This window comes from Parafilimonas sp., from assembly GCF_051953455.1.
GTDB lineage: Bacteria > Bacteroidota > Bacteroidia > Chitinophagales > Chitinophagaceae > Parafilimonas.
This window is the reverse complement of record NZ_JBQCIT010000019.1, coordinates 26,217-42,574: the sequence shown is the minus strand read 5'-3', so window position 1 is coordinate 42,574 and position 16,358 is coordinate 26,217. Positions and strand designations below refer to the sequence as shown.

The following is a 16,358-nucleotide window of genomic DNA, read 5'->3' as shown; positions in this document are numbered from 1 at the left end:
TTTGCTGCAGCAGGGCAGAAAAATTGCAAGCCGGAGTTTGAGCTGCAGGCAAAACTCTTTGTAATTGCAACCTGGTGCTGATTATTCCGATAAAAAAATTTTAGTTCAACATCTTATTATTTATAGAACTTCCAGCTAGCCTTATAATCTTTTGTTAGTGGTAAATTTTCCAGTATGGCTCTTTCCATTTCTATTGGCATGGTATTCTGATGAATGAATGCATCGTGAAAATCTTTATAACTCATTTTCTTTGTATCAACCAGTTCTCTCTTTAACTGCATTATTTGTAAGCCACCAATCATATAACCTATCTGGTATAATGGATCGTAGCCACCTTCAAAAGAACGGCGCACTTCGCCTGCTGCATTGGCACGTTCATGGCCCACGCTATCCACCAAAAAATCAATGCATTCCTGCGGGCTCCATTTGCCGGTATGATAATTAATTGAAAAGATAATTCTTGCGCAACGGTGCATGCGCCAGAATAGCATGCCCACGCGGTCTTCAGGCGACTGCGGGAAACCCAGGTCCCACAGCAACATCTCCCAATACAAAGACCAGCCTTCAATCCAGAAAGATGTATAAAACTGGCGTCGGTAGGGTTTATAACGGCCCATCATATAATATTCAAGCCGGTGCCCGGCAATCAGTTCGTGATGCACGGTAGCCCTCGAAAAATGTGGGTTGTTACCGCGCATGCTCATCATCTTATCTTCTTCACTCATTTCATTGGTGGGATAAGAAATTATCAGTTCTTCGCCTCCTAAAAAGAAAGGATTAACGCGCTGGTCTTCGGGAGACATCATGCTCATGCGCCATGTTTCTTCTGCCAGCGGCGGAATGGTTATCAGGTCATGTTGCTTTATAAAATCGACAGATTCATTATACAGTTTAAACATGGCAGCTGGTTGCTGACCCGGCGGCACGTAAGTTTGTTTTACTTTTTCTAAAGCAGCTTTCCAGTTATTGCCAAATCCCATTTCATTACTGGCTTTCAGCATTTCTTTCATGCACCATGCATATTCTTTGTGTGCAATGTCAATCAGCTCATCCGGTGTATAATCAATCATCTCATATTTAAGCCCACGCATTAATCCATCCAAGCCTACCGGGTTACCTTTTATGCCGCTGCTGTCTTTTTTCGGCGGCAATAAGCTTTTTTCTTTTGCTTTAATAGCGGTTGCATACACATTAAGCAAACTATCAGTTATTTTATACGGTTGCGGAATCCACCAGGTAAACATCGGGTCATAACCATAATAAAATTTGTAAATGCTTTTTAGTGCATCGCGCAAACCATTTATAGTGCCCACGGCGCGTTCACCCAAATAAAAAGAAATGGATGATTGCTGGGCTAATTGTTGCTGCAATAACTGTATTTGTTTACCCCAGTTATTCAAACCGGCTGCAAGGCTTTGTGCATCCGGCACGGCGCCGCGCCTGCGCAGTTTTTCATACGCGTAAATACTGTCGGCAAACGGGAACCATTGCTTTACAGAATCATATTCTTTCGCTTCCCTCTCAAGCTGGTATTGCTCTTCATGCAGGTCGCGGTTAAAAAGTATATAATCCGCTTTCGTGCCGGTGTTGAGTTTATCAAAATCAAGTTTATTTAATTTATCTATGTATTCATTAACGGTTGATAATAACCGTTGCCTGCGCTCCGGTGAATTTTCTATAACGTAAAAGCGTGCAAGACTGCGGTAGTCTGCATTGTATTGCACCATGATATCATTCACTTCACTTGTTTGCTGATATAAGGGCGGTTCCGGCTGAGGCTGTGCCAAAACCTGTGTAAGGCATATAAAAGCTGAGCAACAGCATATAAAAGATTTTACAGCATGGTTTTTCACGTGCATGATAGTTTTAATGAAGTGTGAATTTAAAAAATGAATAGCTTATGCAGGTTGGAATAATTTTCTTTTGATTACGATTGTCCGGTTATGGTTGATATCGAAGATAAATTTAGAAAAGTTATGGAATCAGTTGTAGTAAAAAAACTGAATGAGATATTTGATTATGTTTATGCAACCAAACATAAGAGGTTTCAAAGTTTAAAATGAAAGTAATGTATAAACACATGAAGGGATATTTAATTGTATTGGCAGTTATTAATTGCATTTGCTGCGCTGCACAAAACAGCAGTAATATGCGCAGCATCATCAGCCATAATTTTAAAGATGCTGATGCGCAATATAAAGTAATGATGAAGGAATTGCCTGCCGGTATGCTCCCAAAAACATTTGAGAACGATTCCCTGCGCACAAGCCATTCGGGCTGGTGGTGCAGCGGCTTTTATCCAGGCAGCCTTTTCTATATTTATGAGCAAACAAAAGATGCTGCTTTAAACACCGAAGCCAGGCGCGTTTTAGGATTGCTTGAAAAAGAACAATTCAATACCTCTACGCATGATCTTGGTTTTATGATGTATTGCAGTTTTGGCAATGCATTGCGTTTAGATCCCGGCAATGAAGCTTATAAACAGGTATTGATCAACAGCGCCAAATCTTTGGCAAGCCGTTTCAATCCAAAAGTTGGTTGTATCAAATCATGGAACTCAAAACCATCAGATTTTTTGGTGATCATTGATAACATGATGAACCTTGAATTATTGTTCTGGGCCACAAAGGCAACCGGCGATTCTTCATTTTACAGGATAGCTGTTACGCACGCTAATACTACCATGAAAAATCATTTCCGCGATGATTATAGTTCTTACCACGTATTGAATTATAACCCCGAAACCGGTGCGGTGCAAGAGAAAAAAACAGCGCAGGGCGCTGCCGGCAGTTCAGCCTGGGCACGCGGGCAGGCATGGGGTTTATATGGTTATACCGTCATGTACCGCGAAACAAAAGATCAGCGATATCTTGACCAGGCCAACCATATTGCGCATTTTATTTTAAACAATCCCAACCTTCCAAATGATAAAATTCCTTACTGGGATTTTGATGCACCCGGCATTCCCAATGCCCTGAGGGACGCATCGGCTGCTGCCATAACAGCTTCTGCTTTGCTTGAATTGAGCAGCTATGTTGATAAAGCTGTTGCCGGCAATTATGTATCTGTTGCCAGAACAATTATCACTAATTTATCGTCACCGGAATATAAAGCAGCCATTGGTACAAACGGTGGCTTTATATTAAAACATTCTGTTGGCAACCTGCCAGGTAAATCTGAAGTGGATGTGCCGCTTACTTACGCTGATTATTATTTTTTGGAAGCGATGAAAAGATATAAGGAACTTAAGGCTTTTAAATAAGTAAAACAGTTTTAGAAAGATAGTATAAACATGTGCAGGATAGTTTATATCATTTTATTGATAATGGTTTGCAGCAGCATAAAAGCGCAGCACGATAAAAACATTAGCGAAGGTTATAAACTCGTATGGGCTGATGAATTCAATAAAGATGGTGTTCCCGATTCAGCCAGTTGGAGTTATGAAAAAGGATTTGTGCGCAACGAAGAACATCAATGGTACCAGCCTGAAAATGCCTATTGCAAAAACGGTTATCTTATTCTTGAAGCAAGGAAAGAAAATAAACCTAATCCCAACTATATAGCAGGAAGTAAAGACTGGCGTACCAACAGGAAGAATATTGAATATACATCGGCCAGCATTATCACCCGGCATAAACAGCAGTGGTTATACGGCCGTTTTGAAATGCGTGGAAAAATAGATGTAAGCAAAGGTATGTGGCCCGCCTGGTGGATGCTTGGTGAAAACAAACCCTGGCCTTCCAATGGTGAGATTGATATAATGGAATATTACCGCGACAGTTTACTGGCAAATATTGCCATTGGAACAGCTATCCCATACAAAGCTTACTGGTATAGCAGAAAGAAACCTGTTGATGCTGCATGGGCGGCACAGTTTCATTTATGGCGTATGGACTGGGATTCAACAGCTATTGCTTTATATGTGGATGATGCTTTAATGCTTAAAGTGCCAGTGAACGATCTGATGAACAAAGATGGCAGCGGCTTCAACCCTTTTAAGCAGCCGCAGTATATGTTGTTTGATTTTGCCATTGGCGGAATGAATGGCGGCGATCCTTCGCAAACAACGTTTCCAAAAACTTTTCAAGTGGATTATGTAAGGGTTTACCGGAAAGATTAAGGCAACATACAAACAAAACAGGCTGTTTCTGCAGCCTGTTTTGTTTAAAAATATGAAAACTGATATTAATTCACCCCATTCAGTTCTATATCAAAAATAAGGTTGGAGTTAGCCGGTATTTCGTGGTATGCCGTGTTGCCATAACCAAGTGAAGGCGGTATATACAGCGTAATGGAACCGCCGGTGCCGATGAGGGGCAAGCCTTCCTGCCAGCCTGTTATAAGCTGGCCCAGATAAAAAGTGGCATTGTTTGCAGCGTCGAATTGTGTGCCATTGGTTAATGTACCGGTATAATTAATGGTAATTACATCACAAACACCGGGCTTTTTATCGCCGGCGGCATGAATAATATAAAAGAAACCCCTGGGGTCTTTGGTGGCGGAAATACTGTTATCATCAAGATAAGCCTGCAGTGCTGCAACTTCTGAATCCGGTGCAGTTGTTGTAACGGCTGGGCAGCTTTTATTGCTGTCTTTTTTACAGGCGGCAAATACTACAACAAGCAGTATTGCAAGAAGATTTATTTTTCGCATAAATTTTTTTAAAGGCCGCAAATGTATAAATTCATCATTAATTGCGGCGAACCAATTATATTAGTTTTAACATGAAAATTTTATCGGCACAACAAATTCATAACTGGGATGCTTATACTATAGCCAATGAGCCAATAACATCGATTGATTTAATGGAGCGTGCTGCCACAACCTGTACAAACTATGTGGTACAGCAGGATTTATTTGGTAAATCTTTTAAAATATTTTGCGGCAAAGGCAACAATGGGGGAGATGGCCTTGCTATTGCAAGGCAGCTCCTGCAGCAGCGTTTTGATGTAAGTGTTTATATTATTGAGTTTGGCGCTGTTGGCACTGAAGACTTTCAAACAAATTTGCAGCGCCTGCATGAGCTTACGGCAAATATTCATTTTATACAGGGTGAAGGTTTTTTTCCTGTCATCGATAAAAATGATGTTGTAATAGATGCGCTTTTTGGTTCCGGCCTCAACAGGCCGTTGAAAGATTTAAGCGCTGCGCTGGTGCAGCATATCAATCAATCAATGGCATTTGTTATAAGCATTGATGTACCCAGCGGAATGTTTATTGATAAAAGCAGCATTAATAATGCTGTGGTGCGGGCCAATGTTACGCTTACTTTTCAGCAATACAAGCTTTGTTTTCTTGTTGCTGAAAATGCAGAAAATACGGGTAAGCTGATCATACTCGATATTGGGTTACTGCCTGGCTTCCTGGATGATATAGAAACTGTTTTTCAAACTGCAGATGCAGCATTCATTCAGCAAATTTATAAACCGCGCAAGCATTTTTCACACAAAGGCACCTATGGCCATGCATTGATTATTGCAGGCAATACAGGAAAAATGGGCGCTGCTTTAATGGCAGCCCACGCCTGTTTACGGGCTGGCGCCGGTTTAACCACTTTGAATATTCTTTCTGCATTTTTAAATGCAGTGCATGCACATTTACCCGAAGCCATGTGCCAGTTGCGGGAAAACGGGTTAAGTTTTGAAAAGATAAATGCCGTTGCCTTAGGCCCGGGGCTTGGCACTGAAGATGACAGCCTGCAATTGATTGAACAAACTTTAAATGAATTTAAACTTCCCGCCGTAATAGATGCGGATGCGCTCAATCTCATTTCAACGCATAAACGATTGCTTAAGTTGATTACAGCCGGTTCAATCCTTACCCCGCATCCAAAAGAATTTGAGCGCCTGTTTGGCAAAGCTGAAAATGATTTTGAAAGAATTGATACAGCATTAAAAAAATCTGCGGAGCTTAACTGCATTATTATTTTAAAAGGCACTTACACATTAATTGCCCATAATGGAAAAGGCTGGTTTAATACAACCGGCAATGCAGGCCTCGCAAAGGGTGGCAGCGGCGATATTCTTACGGGTATTATTACCGCTTTGCTTGCACAAAAATACAGCCCGTTTGAAGCGGCATTAATGGGCGTTTATCTTCACGGGTTGGCAGCCGATATTACCCTTGAAACACAATCTCAGGAAAGTATGCTTGCTACAGATGTAGTGAACAGTTTAGGTGCTGCCTTTGGTAATTTATTATTGGGTTGATAAATTAATAGGCAGGTGCCATGCACTGTAGGGTGCATGGTACCTGCCTGTTATTGAAATAAACCCGTAAACGCAAAGTTTGCGTATTTAAAACATTAACCGTTATCACCCTTCTTACTCCATTGCCCCTTATCTTCTTTCAACGTAAGGTTTTCCGTATTATTATTTCCCAACCCGGTATCAGTATCGGTTGCATTGCCATCTGCACCCTCTGCATTCCTGTTGGCATGACTGCCGCTTGTATCCTGCCATGAACGTTCACTTTGATCAGCGCCGGCTTCGCTGCTCATGCCGGTTCCTTTGCCTTTCCTGTAATTGTCTTTATTATCTTCTGTATCACCATGCAAATCCTGCATTTTATTTTTCGCATCATTTAAATGCTGTGTTTCATTAACATCCTGTTCCTGCTTCTCCATACTGTTTTTTTCGGATGGATTTGTTTTCATAAATAAAAATTTAATGATGAACAATACCGGTAATGAAACAAATAGCAAGCCATTAGTTTGGCAGCTATGCCCGCATGCCCGGCTGAAAATCTTCCAGATTCAAAGTCCTTGGGGTGTAACGGCGTTAACCTATTTTTGCAGACTTTAATATATGAACAGCGTGGCAGAAAATACGAACGAAACAACGGGAAATACTGATATAACTTCAAAAACTGAGGAAGCTGCTAACCCATCTGCGTGGAAAAAAAGCTTCAACCGTTATTTAATTACAGCCGCTTTGCCTTATGCAAACGGCCCTATCCATATTGGTCATCTGGCCGGTGTTTATTTACCGGCAGATATTTATGTAAGATATTTGCGCGGTCAAAAACGCGATGTGAAATTTGTAAGCGGCAGCGATGAACATGGCGTTCCCATCACCATCCGTGCCATGAAAGAAGGCGTTTCGCCCCAGGAGATTGTAGATAAATACCATGCCATCATAAAAAGCAGCCTGGAGCAAATGGGCGTTTCGTTCGACATATATTCCCGTACCTCCAATCAAATTCATCATAAAACCTCGCAGGATTTCTTTCTCAATCTCTATGAGAAAAAATTGTTTGAAGAAAAGGAAAGCGAGCAGTATTATGACGAGAAAGCCAAAACCTTTTTGGCCGACCGTTATATCATCGGCACCTGCCCGGTATGCGGCAATCCCAATGCGTATGGTGACCAGTGTGAACGTTGCGGTTCTTCGCTAAGCCCGGAAATGCTCATCAACCCGCGCAGTGCTTTAAGCGATGCTACACCCGTAAAAAAGAAAACCAAACACTGGTATTTTCCTTTGCAGGATTATGAAGCTTTTTTGAAACAATGGATACTGGAAGATCATAAAGAATGGAAGAATAACGTATATGGCCAATGTAAAAGCTGGCTGGATAACGGCCTGCAAAGCCGCGCCATGACGCGGGACAGCAACTGGGGTATTAAAGTTCCCCTGCCCGATGCGGAAGGCAAGGTTTTATATGTTTGGTTTGATGCACCCATTGGTTACATCAGTGCCACCAAAGAGCTAACGCCCAACTGGGCCGATTACTGGTGCAGAGAGGATACAAGATTGATACATTTTATCGGTAAGGATAATATCGTTTTTCACTGTATCATCTTTCCTTCCATGCTGAAAGCGCACGGTGATTTTGTATTGCCCGATAATGTGCCGGCCAATGAGTTTTTAAATATTGAAGGCGATAAAGTTTCCACTTCCCGCAACTGGGCGGTTTGGGTAAATGAATACCTGGAAGATTTTAAAGACTGCCAGGATGTATTGCGTTATGTGCTTTGCAGCAATGCGCCTGAAACCAAGGATAACGATTTCACGTGGAAAGATTTCCAGGAGAAGAATAACAGCGAACTGGCCAGCATCTTCGGCAATTTTGTGAACCGCACATTTGTTTTGATGCATAAACTCTGTAGCGGTAAAGTGCCTAAGCTGCATGCAGATGTGATGGATGATACGGACAGGGCTTTAATAGAAGATATAAAAGCGGCCAAAGTAAAAGTGGAGAATGCACTGGAAGAATTCCGTTTTCGTGAAGCGCTTTTCGAGGTGATTGACCTGAGCCGCAAGGGTAATAAATACATGCAGGAAAAAGAGCCGTGGAAGAAGAAGGTCAACGGTCAACAGTCAACGGTCAACAGTGAGGAAGCTGAACATAATCAAAAATTGGTAGACAACTGCCTGCATTTGTGCCTGCAGCTTACGGCCAATCTTGCCATTCTTATTAATCCATTTCTTCCATTCACGGCAAAGAAAATGCTGCACATGATGAAGGTGGTGGATAAGATATTGGATTGGGAAAATGCCGGTTCCATTAAATTATTAAGTGTTGGCTACAGCTTAAGGCCGCCGGAAATTCTGTTCAGGAAGATTGAGGATAAGGAAATAGAAGCGCAGATTAATAAACTGAAAAGCGGGTTGGTGAAAACAGATATGGCAACCAGTAATCAGCAATCAGCAATCAGCGGGGAAGAAAAGCCTGAAGCTGAAAGCTCACCGCTGAAAGCTCAAATCCAATACGATGATTTTGCCAAGCTCGACCTGCGCGTTGGTAAAATTGTAAGCGCGGAAAAAGTGCAAAAAGCCGATAAGCTTTTAAAGCTTGAAATTGATTTAGGTTTTGAAAAACGCACCATTGTTTCCGGCATTGCGTTGCATTTTAAACCCGAGGATATAGTAGGCAAACAGGTGGTGGTGGTTGCCAATCTTGCGCCGCGTAAAATGCGTGGTATTGAAAGCAATGGCATGATACTGATGGCAGAAGATAAAACCGGTAAGCTCATCTTCGTTAATCCTGATGAAGAAACCGATGCGGGTAGCGGCGTGAGCTGACAGAGGTTATCCGGCGGTTTTTTAAAAAAGTGCAAGCTCTATCTTAACGTGAAGCGTTTGCGATGGTCTGGCAATAGCATAATGTCAGCATGGTAGTAGGGTGTATCCCGGAAGCGTGGGGATAAGGCGGATTCTTTTGCAAGGTCGGCCTTTGTGTGTCGGCTTTGCGTGCCTTGCAAATGTGCCTGGCTTGGTGTGTTGCTATTTTAATTCACTGATAATTTTGTTCCAGTTCTCTTTATGCTCAAATTTAAGAGCAGTGTCAGTTTCCAGAAGATTTACATAATTATCTATGAACTCAAAAGTATTGTCAAGTAATCTTAAATAATATTTTAAAGATGGCATAATGCCATTTGCAATTACTTGGCAACCATGTACATTTTTTATTCGTTGGATTTCGTCTTGTATTTTATCAAATTCCTCTTTCGCTGGCGGTGGAGCTGTTGAAAGAATATAATACCTGTTTACAGGTGTAGTTTGAAATTTTGAGTACGCATCTGTAATCAGTTGGAGTGATAAAACAATGCTGTGTTTTACTTCTACAGCTTCAAATGACCGTTTATTTTCATCAATTATTTCAATATCGCCAATCCTTCCACTTCTTCTATCCGCTGAGGTATGGCTTTCAATAGGAAGCAGTTCTTTGTTTTCAAATCTTTTAGTTTCATTAACCAAACACTCATAGATTGCATATAATGCAAGAACGGGAAGTCTTGATGCACCTTCAGCTTTATATGCTGAATTAAAGTGTTTATCCAATATCCAAAGAATAGTATTGATTGAAAGTGTTGTTGGTTTTGCTAAATCAATCGTGTGCTGGTTTCGTTTAATTATTAGCCCTTGAAAAATATAGCTCAAATATTTTTTTGTATTTGCGCCATTTTGAATATTGTCGAGAAGCGTAAGAAAAGCAGCTTTAAGGCTGTCTGGTTTAATAGCTCCAGTATAATTTTTGTCATACGGAACTTTTTGTTCCAACGAACGAGTTAGCCAGCCGCTTTCAGCCATTGCCGGGAATTTGCATTGCTTCAAAAATGGAGTAATATTTTTACTATCAAATGTTCTTCCTGAATATCCTCCTTCAATACCGTCTTGGTGCTTTCTAATGTCTTGCGAGGGATTTAAAATTTTATAAACAATGCTTGTAATGAATACTGTTAATACTCCTTTTGCTTGTTCAGAATATTGAAGTATTGTGTTAAGCAATGCTTGTTCAGCTTCATTTAAGTCGGAAGTGATGGTTTCTTTTGAACCAACCGCTGTCATCGCCTTGTTATATTCTTCATTTAAAAACTCAGAGATTGTCTGCGCCATTTATAATAGTTGGTCTTTAACTTGTTTTGCAATTTCTTTAATCATAGGAACACAAACAGAATTTCCTATTTGTCTATATAGCTCTCCGGGATTGCTGATTAATTTGAATTTTTCAGGAAAGCCCATTATCCTGTAACATTCTCTTATTGTAAGCTTTCTCACTTTCTCTTCATCATAAATCCAGAATCTACCTGATGATTCTTGGGATGGTAGTGCAGGGTGTAGTCCTTCTGATGAATAAATTCTATTTGGCTGCTTATGTACCCGTGACAAATGTTCAGTACCAGGGCGAACTCCTGCTTTTCTTATTCTCTTATTTCTATACCCAATGAAAATTAACCCCGACTCTTGAATTCTAAAATCGGTAAGAATTGTGTAGGGTTCATTTAAGAATTCGAAATTTGCATCTTTCTCAAGGAAAGGTTTCAGCGGCTGTTTGGGCTTCTTTTTTATTTTATCGAAATCAAATTTTTTCTTTTTATGCCCTATGATAATAATTCTTTCTCTATTTTGTGGCACTCCAAAGTCGGCAGCGTTAACCAACTTAGCTGAAACTATATACCCAAGTTCTTCTAAATGCTTGATAATTGTAGAAAGAGTTCGTCCACTATCATGATGTATAAGATGCTTAACATTTTCAAGAAAAACTACTTTAGGCTCTCTTTTCTCAATAATCTGAAAAACATTGTAAATTAATGTGCCTCTTGTATCTTCAAAGCCTTTCATTTTCCCAGAAATGCTAAAGGGCTGACAAGGAAAACCAGCGGTTAAAACATCGTGCTTAGGTATTATATCGAGGTTAAGCTTGGTTATGTCTCCAAAGGGCACCTCACCAAAATTTAATTCATAGGCTTTTTGCGCATGGTAATTATATTCGGATGAAAAAACACACTTTCCTTTTAATTCTTGTAAGGGAATTCTGAAGCCTCCAATTCCTGCAAAGAGATCAATAAAAGTAAAATCAGGTTCTTGCGGGGCTGGAAATGGAATGTCCCATTTTAAAGGCAGCATTGCCTGCAATTCAGGTTCTTCAACTAAACTTAATTCTTCATGCAAATAAGTATAATATTTCAGCGCTTCTTTTTTATATGATTTTGAAACACCGTTTTTATGATTATGTAGATAATGCGTTAAATGAGATACACCATCATCAAAAGGCTTCAATGATTCTATATTTAATTTCCGTTTCAGTTTACTGTATGGAACCATCTCGTGATTATTTTAACTCTTTTGTTTTATAATGTTTCAGTTTGCTCTTTGCTGCATGTAAAATTTTTTCAGATAAATCTTCTTTTAAAAGGTCTAACGCAACTTTGTCGCTTAGATATGCGATAAGCAATTCGTTGTAATCTATTTTAAATAATTCTGCAAGTTTACCTACCATATTTTTGTTTGCAGAACGTTCATCTCTTTCAATTTTACTTAATGTTGAAGGGTCAATGTCTAAGTGTGCTGCAACTTTCCTAATCGGAAGTTTCATTTGTATTCGAATATCACGAATAGTGTTTCCAAATGTGGTAATATTGTTCATGAAACAAGTTTCAGGACATTTTTTGTCAAATTTATATTGATAAGTAAATTAAGAATACATCAAGTTATCAACAAACGTGAACAAGCATAGGCCATATAGGATTATAGAGGAAGAAATCATAAAAGTACCTCGTTTTGAAGAGGAGGGAGGCTTTTATGCGACAGCAAAAAGCTCTGCTGTTATGAGTAAAATTCGCTCCAAGAACACCAAAGCAGAAATTCTGTTAAGAAAAGTGCTTTGGAACAATGGATGCAGATATAGATTGCATGCAAAGGGGCTTCTCGGCAAACCCGATATTATTTTTGTCAAGCAAAAAATTGTTGTCTTTGTTGACGGTGATTTTTGGCACGGCTATAATTGGGAAGAAAAGAAAAAAAAGCTCATTTCCAATAAAGCATATTGGATACCAAAAATTGAAAGAAACATTCAACGAGATATAGAGGTAACCAATTTGCTGACCCAAAACGGCTGGTTAGTAATACGATTTTGGGAGCATGATGTTCAGAAACAACTTAGTGAATGTGTCGAAAAAGTCTTGTCGCTGATTAAAGGTCGGCGAGGAAAATTTTAGATCTTTGCAAGGTTTGCCTTTATGTCACACAATCCTAAATTTTCAAAAAAACTGCTATTCAAAATCAAAGCTTTAGTGTTATACAAAAGCAATTGTCGTTGGGACAATCCACCCGTCATTTTTAAGCGCAAACCCTATCCTAAAAAATTAGAATGCCACGTGGAAAAGGTTTTGGCCTATCCTAAAAAATCAGGATGCCATCCAACAATTGGAAACACCTGTTCAATTATATAAGCTGCACATTTTCAAAACTGTAAAGTAAATCATTGATGTATGTTTGCATTTTGCATTAATTTCACCGCGCTAAAAAAGCTTCATAGCATTAATGCAGATGACGGTAGTGCGACGCAACCGTGCTCAACCACGGAACAGCAGCCTGCCACCAAAAAATAAAATTATTATGGCTGAAAAAATTTTAATGCCGCGTTTAAGTGATACCATGACCGAAGGCGTGATTGCTGCCTGGCATAAAAACGTGGGCGACACTGTAAAAAAGGGTGATTTGCTGGCTGAAATTGAAACCGATAAAGCCACTATGGAACTGGAAAGTTATAAGGATGGCGTGTTGCTGCACCGCGGCGCTGAAGAAGGCGGCAAACTGCAGGTAAACGACCTGCTGGCAATTGTGGGTGATAAAGGTGAAGATGTAAGCGGTTTGATTGGTGGCGGAAGCAGTAACGGCAAAGCGGAAAGTAAACCGCAGGAAGCTGAAAAGAAGGCGGAAAGTAAAGCGCCTGCAAAAACGGAAGAAAAACCGGCAAACCCCCAGCCACAAGGCGCAGGTAACCAACAATCTTCAGGTGAAAAAGTGGATATTTCCAAAATGGATGAAGTGGTGCTGATGCCGCGTTTGAGCGATACGATGACGGAAGGCGTAATAGCAAGCTGGCAGAAAAATGTGGGCGATGATGTAAAAAAAGGCGATATACTGGCCGAGATTGAAACCGATAAGGCTACCATGGAACTGGAAAGTTATAAAGATGGCAAGCTTTTATACCAGGGCGCCAAGCAGGGCGAAAAAATTGCCGTAAATGATTTGCTGGCCATTATTGGTAAAGAAGGTTTTGATGTGAATAAAGTGGTGAATGCTGCAAAGGATGGCGGTGGCAGCGCTGAAGCAGCGGCACCTGTTGAAACAAAAGAAGAAGCCACGGCGCCTCAGCCTGAAACCAAACAGGAAGCCGCGCCTGAACAGCAGGTGGTAAATGAAGGAAGGATACTGGCTTCGCCGCTTGCCAAAAAACTGGCGGAAGAAAAAGGCATTGACCTTAAATATGTAAAAGGCAGCGGTGATAACGGCAGAATTACCAAGTCGGATATAGATAATTATCAGCCATCGGCCGCAGGCGCCACGCCACAAGCCGCGGTTAGTGAACACGAAATCTCTGCAAAAGCTGCACCTGCACAAACTGCGCCGGCAGCAGCTCAACCCTCAACGGTTAGCAGCCAACCGTCAACTACAGCTTACGGCAAAGAGGAGTTTGAAGAAATACCTGTATCGCAAATGCGCAAAACCATTGCCCGCCGTTTGGCCGAAAGCAAATTCTCCGCGCCGCATTTCTACCTTACCATGAGTATTGATATGGATGCCTGCGTTGCAGCGCGCAAACGTATTAATGATGTAAGCCCGGTTAAGATCAGCTTTAATGATATGGTATTGAAGGCGGTTGCCGTGGCATTGAAACAACATCCTAAAGTAAATAGCAGCTGGCTGGGTGATAAGATCCGTATAAACAAGCACGTAAGCATTGGCGTTGCCGTTGCCGTGGAGGAGGGTTTACTGGTTCCGGTTGTGCGTTTCGCCGACACCAAGCAATTAAGCCAGATAGCAACCGAAGTAAAAGCATTAGCCGATAAAGCCAAGAATAAAAAATTGCAACCGGCAGAATGGGAGGGCAGCACCTTTACCATTTCCAACCTGGGCATGTTTGGCATTGAAGAATTTACCGCCATCATTAACCCGCCTGATGCCTGTATTCTTGCTGTGGGTGGTATCTCGCAAATACCGGTAGTAAAGAATGGCGCCATAGTTCCCGGTAATGTGATGAAGGTGACCTTAAGCTGTGATCACCGTGTGGTGGACGGTGCTACCGGCGCAGCCTTCCTGCAAACGCTGAAGAGCCTGCTGGAAGAGCCGTTGAGAATGCTCGTATAATAATTTAAAAGTTTATTATTTATAATAAGCCCCGCATGGCGGGGCTATTTTTTGCCTTACAAGGTACTTCCATGTACTCTTCCCCATACCTCCTTCATGGTTGATTCAGGGAAGTGCATGATTTAATAACTGGCTTGTCTTTAAACATATACAAGGTATATAGAAGGTTGCATACAGGTTTGCATTACCAGCTTTCTCCAAGTAATGCCGGTTAAGGTACAGCGCAACAGCCAAAAATTTATCACTACAAGGGCTCATCTAATATACAACAGTGATAGTAATTAACAGGTGGCACATGTTTTTAACTAAGTGAAGCGTTCTTAATGCCAAAGTGTACAGATGAGACCAGGCATTACTGAGAATATACCTAACAATAAACACAGGGTCTTTCTCAGCCAATGGTTTACCGCACCTTGCATTTTTATAAAGAAGATGTGTACCTTACAGGCCTGTTACAAAACTCCTGCATACATATGAAAAAGATCATTGCTGCCTGTTTATTATCCTGTATTTGCTTTGTATCGCTTTCTTCCCAGCCTATAAATGAGATAAAAAATAAGGATGTGCCTCTCGTAAATGACGCTGTAAAAACAAGGATCAATACTGTTTTAAAAAGCTTTGTTGACTCAGGTACTATTGCCGGAGTTTCAGCATTGATATATGAAAAAGGCAAGGAGGTGTATTTTAATGCATTTGGCTATGCAAACCGTGAAAATAAAACGCCAATGGACAGGAATACCATTGTACGCATCTATTCAATGACTAAACCACTTACCGGTGTGGCGTTGATGACGCTATATGAAAAAGGCGCTTTTAAACTGGATGATCCCATTTCGAAATATGCACCCGAATTTAAAAATATGCAGGTGTTTAAAGGTGTGGATGCTGCGGGCAACCTTATACTGGAACCAGCCAAACGGCCGGTTACCATGAGGGATATTACCCGTCATACGTCGGGGTTTGTTTATGGTTCAGACCTGCCGGGCATAGGTGAGCTGATTAAAAAAGCCGATGCCATGAACCCGCAAAACACGCTGGCTGAAATGGCTGAAAAACTGGCCAGTTTGCCACTGTTGTTTCAACCGGGCGAAGAATGGGCATACGGCACTTCAGTGGATGTGCAGGCTTACCTGGTGGAACGCATATCAGGAAAACCTTTCGATCAATACCTCCGGGAAACCATACTGGGCCCGCTGCAAATGACAAATACCCGCTACATTGTGCCCGGGAGTGACAGGAAGCGGTTTGCTGTTACTTACAGGAGGGAAAACGGCAGCTTAACGCCTTTGCCGGATGATGAAAATTCTTTCAATATAAAAGACTGGCCGCTGAAACCCGGAGGTTTTGGTCTTACCTCTACAGTGGACGATTATATGAAGTTTGCCCGCATGCTCGTAAATAAAGGCGCACTTGGCAACGTGCAAATATTAAAGCCTGAAACAGTGGAACTGATGCATACCAACCAACTATCCGATACCATTTCCAAACGTATGTGGCTGCCTTCAAAAGGGCAGGTAGGATTTGGAATTGATTTTGCCGTACGGCTTCGCCCACCGGCAACGAAAGCGGAAAATAATGGCGTGGTAGGAGAGTTTTTCTGGGATGGCGCTGCCAGCACTTTATTTTGGGTTGACCCTGCAAACGAACTTACGGCTGTAATGTTTGTGCAGGTAATGCCGTTTTACGGAACTCTGCATAAGCGTTTTCGCGATGCAGTATATGGCGAATACAAATGATGCAGGCAAGCTTATAATAAGCTAAAAT

13 protein-coding genes are annotated in these 16,358 nt (G+C 41.2%); 7 read left to right on the top strand and 6 right to left on the bottom strand.

The genetic code is table 11. The annotated features are described in order from the left end of the window. Positions 1 to 116 precede the first annotated feature (116 nt). Entirely contained in the window at positions 117 to 1,853 is a 1,737-nt protein-coding gene (locus tag ACTHN6_RS08100; protein WP_440435241.1) for a DUF885 family protein, read from the bottom strand. 227 nt (positions 1,854 to 2,080) lie between these two features. Between ACTHN6_RS08100 and ACTHN6_RS08095 the strand changes: the two genes are divergently transcribed. Further along, complete coding sequence (locus ACTHN6_RS08095; protein ID WP_440435240.1) at positions 2,081 to 3,262, top strand: glycoside hydrolase family 88 protein; 1,182 nt, start codon at positions 2,081 to 2,083, stop codon at positions 3,260 to 3,262. A gap of 30 nt (positions 3,263 to 3,292) precedes the next feature. Continuing rightward, positions 3,293 to 4,120, top strand: a complete 828-nt coding sequence (locus tag ACTHN6_RS08090) for a glycoside hydrolase family 16 protein (RefSeq protein ID WP_440435239.1) — start codon at positions 3,293 to 3,295, stop codon at positions 4,118 to 4,120. Between the two features lie 65 nt (positions 4,121 to 4,185). Here the strand turns inward: ACTHN6_RS08090 and ACTHN6_RS08085 are convergent, their stop codons facing one another. Continuing rightward, on the bottom strand, positions 4,186 to 4,653 hold the full coding sequence (locus ACTHN6_RS08085; RefSeq protein ID WP_440435238.1) for an FKBP-type peptidyl-prolyl cis-trans isomerase: 468 nt from the start codon (positions 4,651 to 4,653) through the stop codon (positions 4,186 to 4,188). A 71-nt stretch (positions 4,654 to 4,724) separates the two neighbouring features. Here ACTHN6_RS08085 and ACTHN6_RS08080 point away from each other — a divergent pair, with 71 nt between their 5' ends. Then, the gene (locus tag ACTHN6_RS08080; protein ID WP_440435237.1) at positions 4,725 to 6,209 is read left to right on the top strand and encodes an NAD(P)H-hydrate dehydratase; all 1,485 of its coding nucleotides are present in this window, start codon (positions 4,725 to 4,727) and stop codon (positions 6,207 to 6,209) included. 95 nt (positions 6,210 to 6,304) lie between these two features. Here ACTHN6_RS08080 and ACTHN6_RS08075 read toward each other — a convergent pair whose 3' ends face one another. Then, positions 6,305 to 6,655 carry a hypothetical protein gene (locus ACTHN6_RS08075; protein ID WP_440435236.1) on the bottom strand — a complete coding sequence of 117 codons (351 nt, stop codon included), beginning with the start codon at positions 6,653 to 6,655 and terminating at the stop codon, positions 6,305 to 6,307. A gap of 151 nt (positions 6,656 to 6,806) precedes the next feature. On the opposite strand from ACTHN6_RS08075, the gene metG reads away from it, so the two are divergent. Beyond that, the gene (metG, locus tag ACTHN6_RS08070) at positions 6,807 to 9,023 is read left to right on the top strand and encodes a methionine--tRNA ligase (RefSeq protein ID WP_440435235.1); all 2,217 of its coding nucleotides are present in this window, start codon (positions 6,807 to 6,809) and stop codon (positions 9,021 to 9,023) included. Between the two features lie 201 nt (positions 9,024 to 9,224). On the opposite strand, the gene ACTHN6_RS08065 is transcribed toward metG, so the two are convergent. From ACTHN6_RS08065 to ACTHN6_RS08055, 3 genes are read right to left on the bottom strand one after another with little or no spacing between them, the layout of a single operon-like run. Beyond that, a complete protein-coding gene (locus ACTHN6_RS08065) occupies positions 9,225 to 10,337 on the bottom strand; it encodes a hypothetical protein (RefSeq protein WP_440435234.1) in 1,113 nt (370 codons plus the stop codon). Then, on the bottom strand, positions 10,338 to 11,546 hold the full coding sequence (locus ACTHN6_RS08060; protein ID WP_440435233.1) for a DNA cytosine methyltransferase: 1,209 nt from the start codon (positions 11,544 to 11,546) through the stop codon (positions 10,338 to 10,340). It abuts the gene before it with no gap. A gap of 7 nt (positions 11,547 to 11,553) precedes the next feature. Further along, the gene (locus tag ACTHN6_RS08055; protein WP_440435231.1) at positions 11,554 to 11,868 is read right to left on the bottom strand and encodes a helix-turn-helix domain-containing protein; all 315 of its coding nucleotides are present in this window, start codon (positions 11,866 to 11,868) and stop codon (positions 11,554 to 11,556) included. Positions 11,869 to 11,944: 76 nt separating this feature from the next. Here ACTHN6_RS08055 and ACTHN6_RS08050 point away from each other — a divergent pair, with 76 nt between their 5' ends. The 3 genes from ACTHN6_RS08050 (at position 11,945) to ACTHN6_RS08040 (ending at position 16,330) form a co-directional block, all read left to right on the top strand. Then, on the top strand, positions 11,945 to 12,439 hold the full coding sequence (locus tag ACTHN6_RS08050; protein WP_440435230.1) for a very short patch repair endonuclease: 495 nt from the start codon (positions 11,945 to 11,947) through the stop codon (positions 12,437 to 12,439). A gap of 400 nt (positions 12,440 to 12,839) precedes the next feature. Beyond that, positions 12,840 to 14,594 (top strand): pyruvate dehydrogenase complex dihydrolipoamide acetyltransferase, encoded by a 1,755-nt coding sequence (locus ACTHN6_RS08045; protein ID WP_440435229.1) that lies wholly within the window; start codon positions 12,840 to 12,842, stop codon positions 14,592 to 14,594. Between the two features lie 473 nt (positions 14,595 to 15,067). Next, positions 15,068 to 16,330 carry a serine hydrolase domain-containing protein gene (locus ACTHN6_RS08040; RefSeq protein WP_440435228.1) on the top strand — a complete coding sequence of 421 codons (1,263 nt, stop codon included), beginning with the start codon at positions 15,068 to 15,070 and terminating at the stop codon, positions 16,328 to 16,330. Positions 16,331 to 16,358: the final 28 nt, after the last annotated feature.

What these genes read in the sequence shown, in the direction of transcription:
- metG (WP_440435235.1), top strand. Translation starts at nt 6,807, where the DNA reads ATGAACAGCGTGGCAGAAAATACGAACGAAACAACGGGAAATACTGAT.
- ACTHN6_RS08095 (WP_440435240.1), top strand. Translation starts at nt 2,081, where the DNA reads ATGAAGGGATATTTAATTGTATTGGCAGTTATTAATTGCATTTGCTGC.
- ACTHN6_RS08080 (WP_440435237.1), top strand. Translation starts at nt 4,725, where the DNA reads ATGAAAATTTTATCGGCACAACAAATTCATAACTGGGATGCTTATACT.
- ACTHN6_RS08085 (WP_440435238.1), bottom strand. Translation starts at nt 4,653, where the DNA reads ATGCGAAAAATAAATCTTCTTGCAATACTGCTTGTTGTAGTATTTGCC.
- ACTHN6_RS08090 (WP_440435239.1), top strand. Translation starts at nt 3,293, where the DNA reads ATGTGCAGGATAGTTTATATCATTTTATTGATAATGGTTTGCAGCAGC.
- ACTHN6_RS08040 (WP_440435228.1), top strand. Translation starts at nt 15,068, where the DNA reads ATGAAAAAGATCATTGCTGCCTGTTTATTATCCTGTATTTGCTTTGTA.
- ACTHN6_RS08055 (WP_440435231.1), bottom strand. Translation starts at nt 11,868, where the DNA reads ATGAACAATATTACCACATTTGGAAACACTATTCGTGATATTCGAATA.
- ACTHN6_RS08075 (WP_440435236.1), bottom strand. Translation starts at nt 6,655, where the DNA reads ATGAAAACAAATCCATCCGAAAAAAACAGTATGGAGAAGCAGGAACAG.
- ACTHN6_RS08065 (WP_440435234.1), bottom strand. Translation starts at nt 10,337, where the DNA reads ATGGCGCAGACAATCTCTGAGTTTTTAAATGAAGAATATAACAAGGCG.
- ACTHN6_RS08045 (WP_440435229.1), top strand. Translation starts at nt 12,840, where the DNA reads ATGGCTGAAAAAATTTTAATGCCGCGTTTAAGTGATACCATGACCGAA.
- ACTHN6_RS08060 (WP_440435233.1), bottom strand. Translation starts at nt 11,546, where the DNA reads ATGGTTCCATACAGTAAACTGAAACGGAAATTAAATATAGAATCATTG.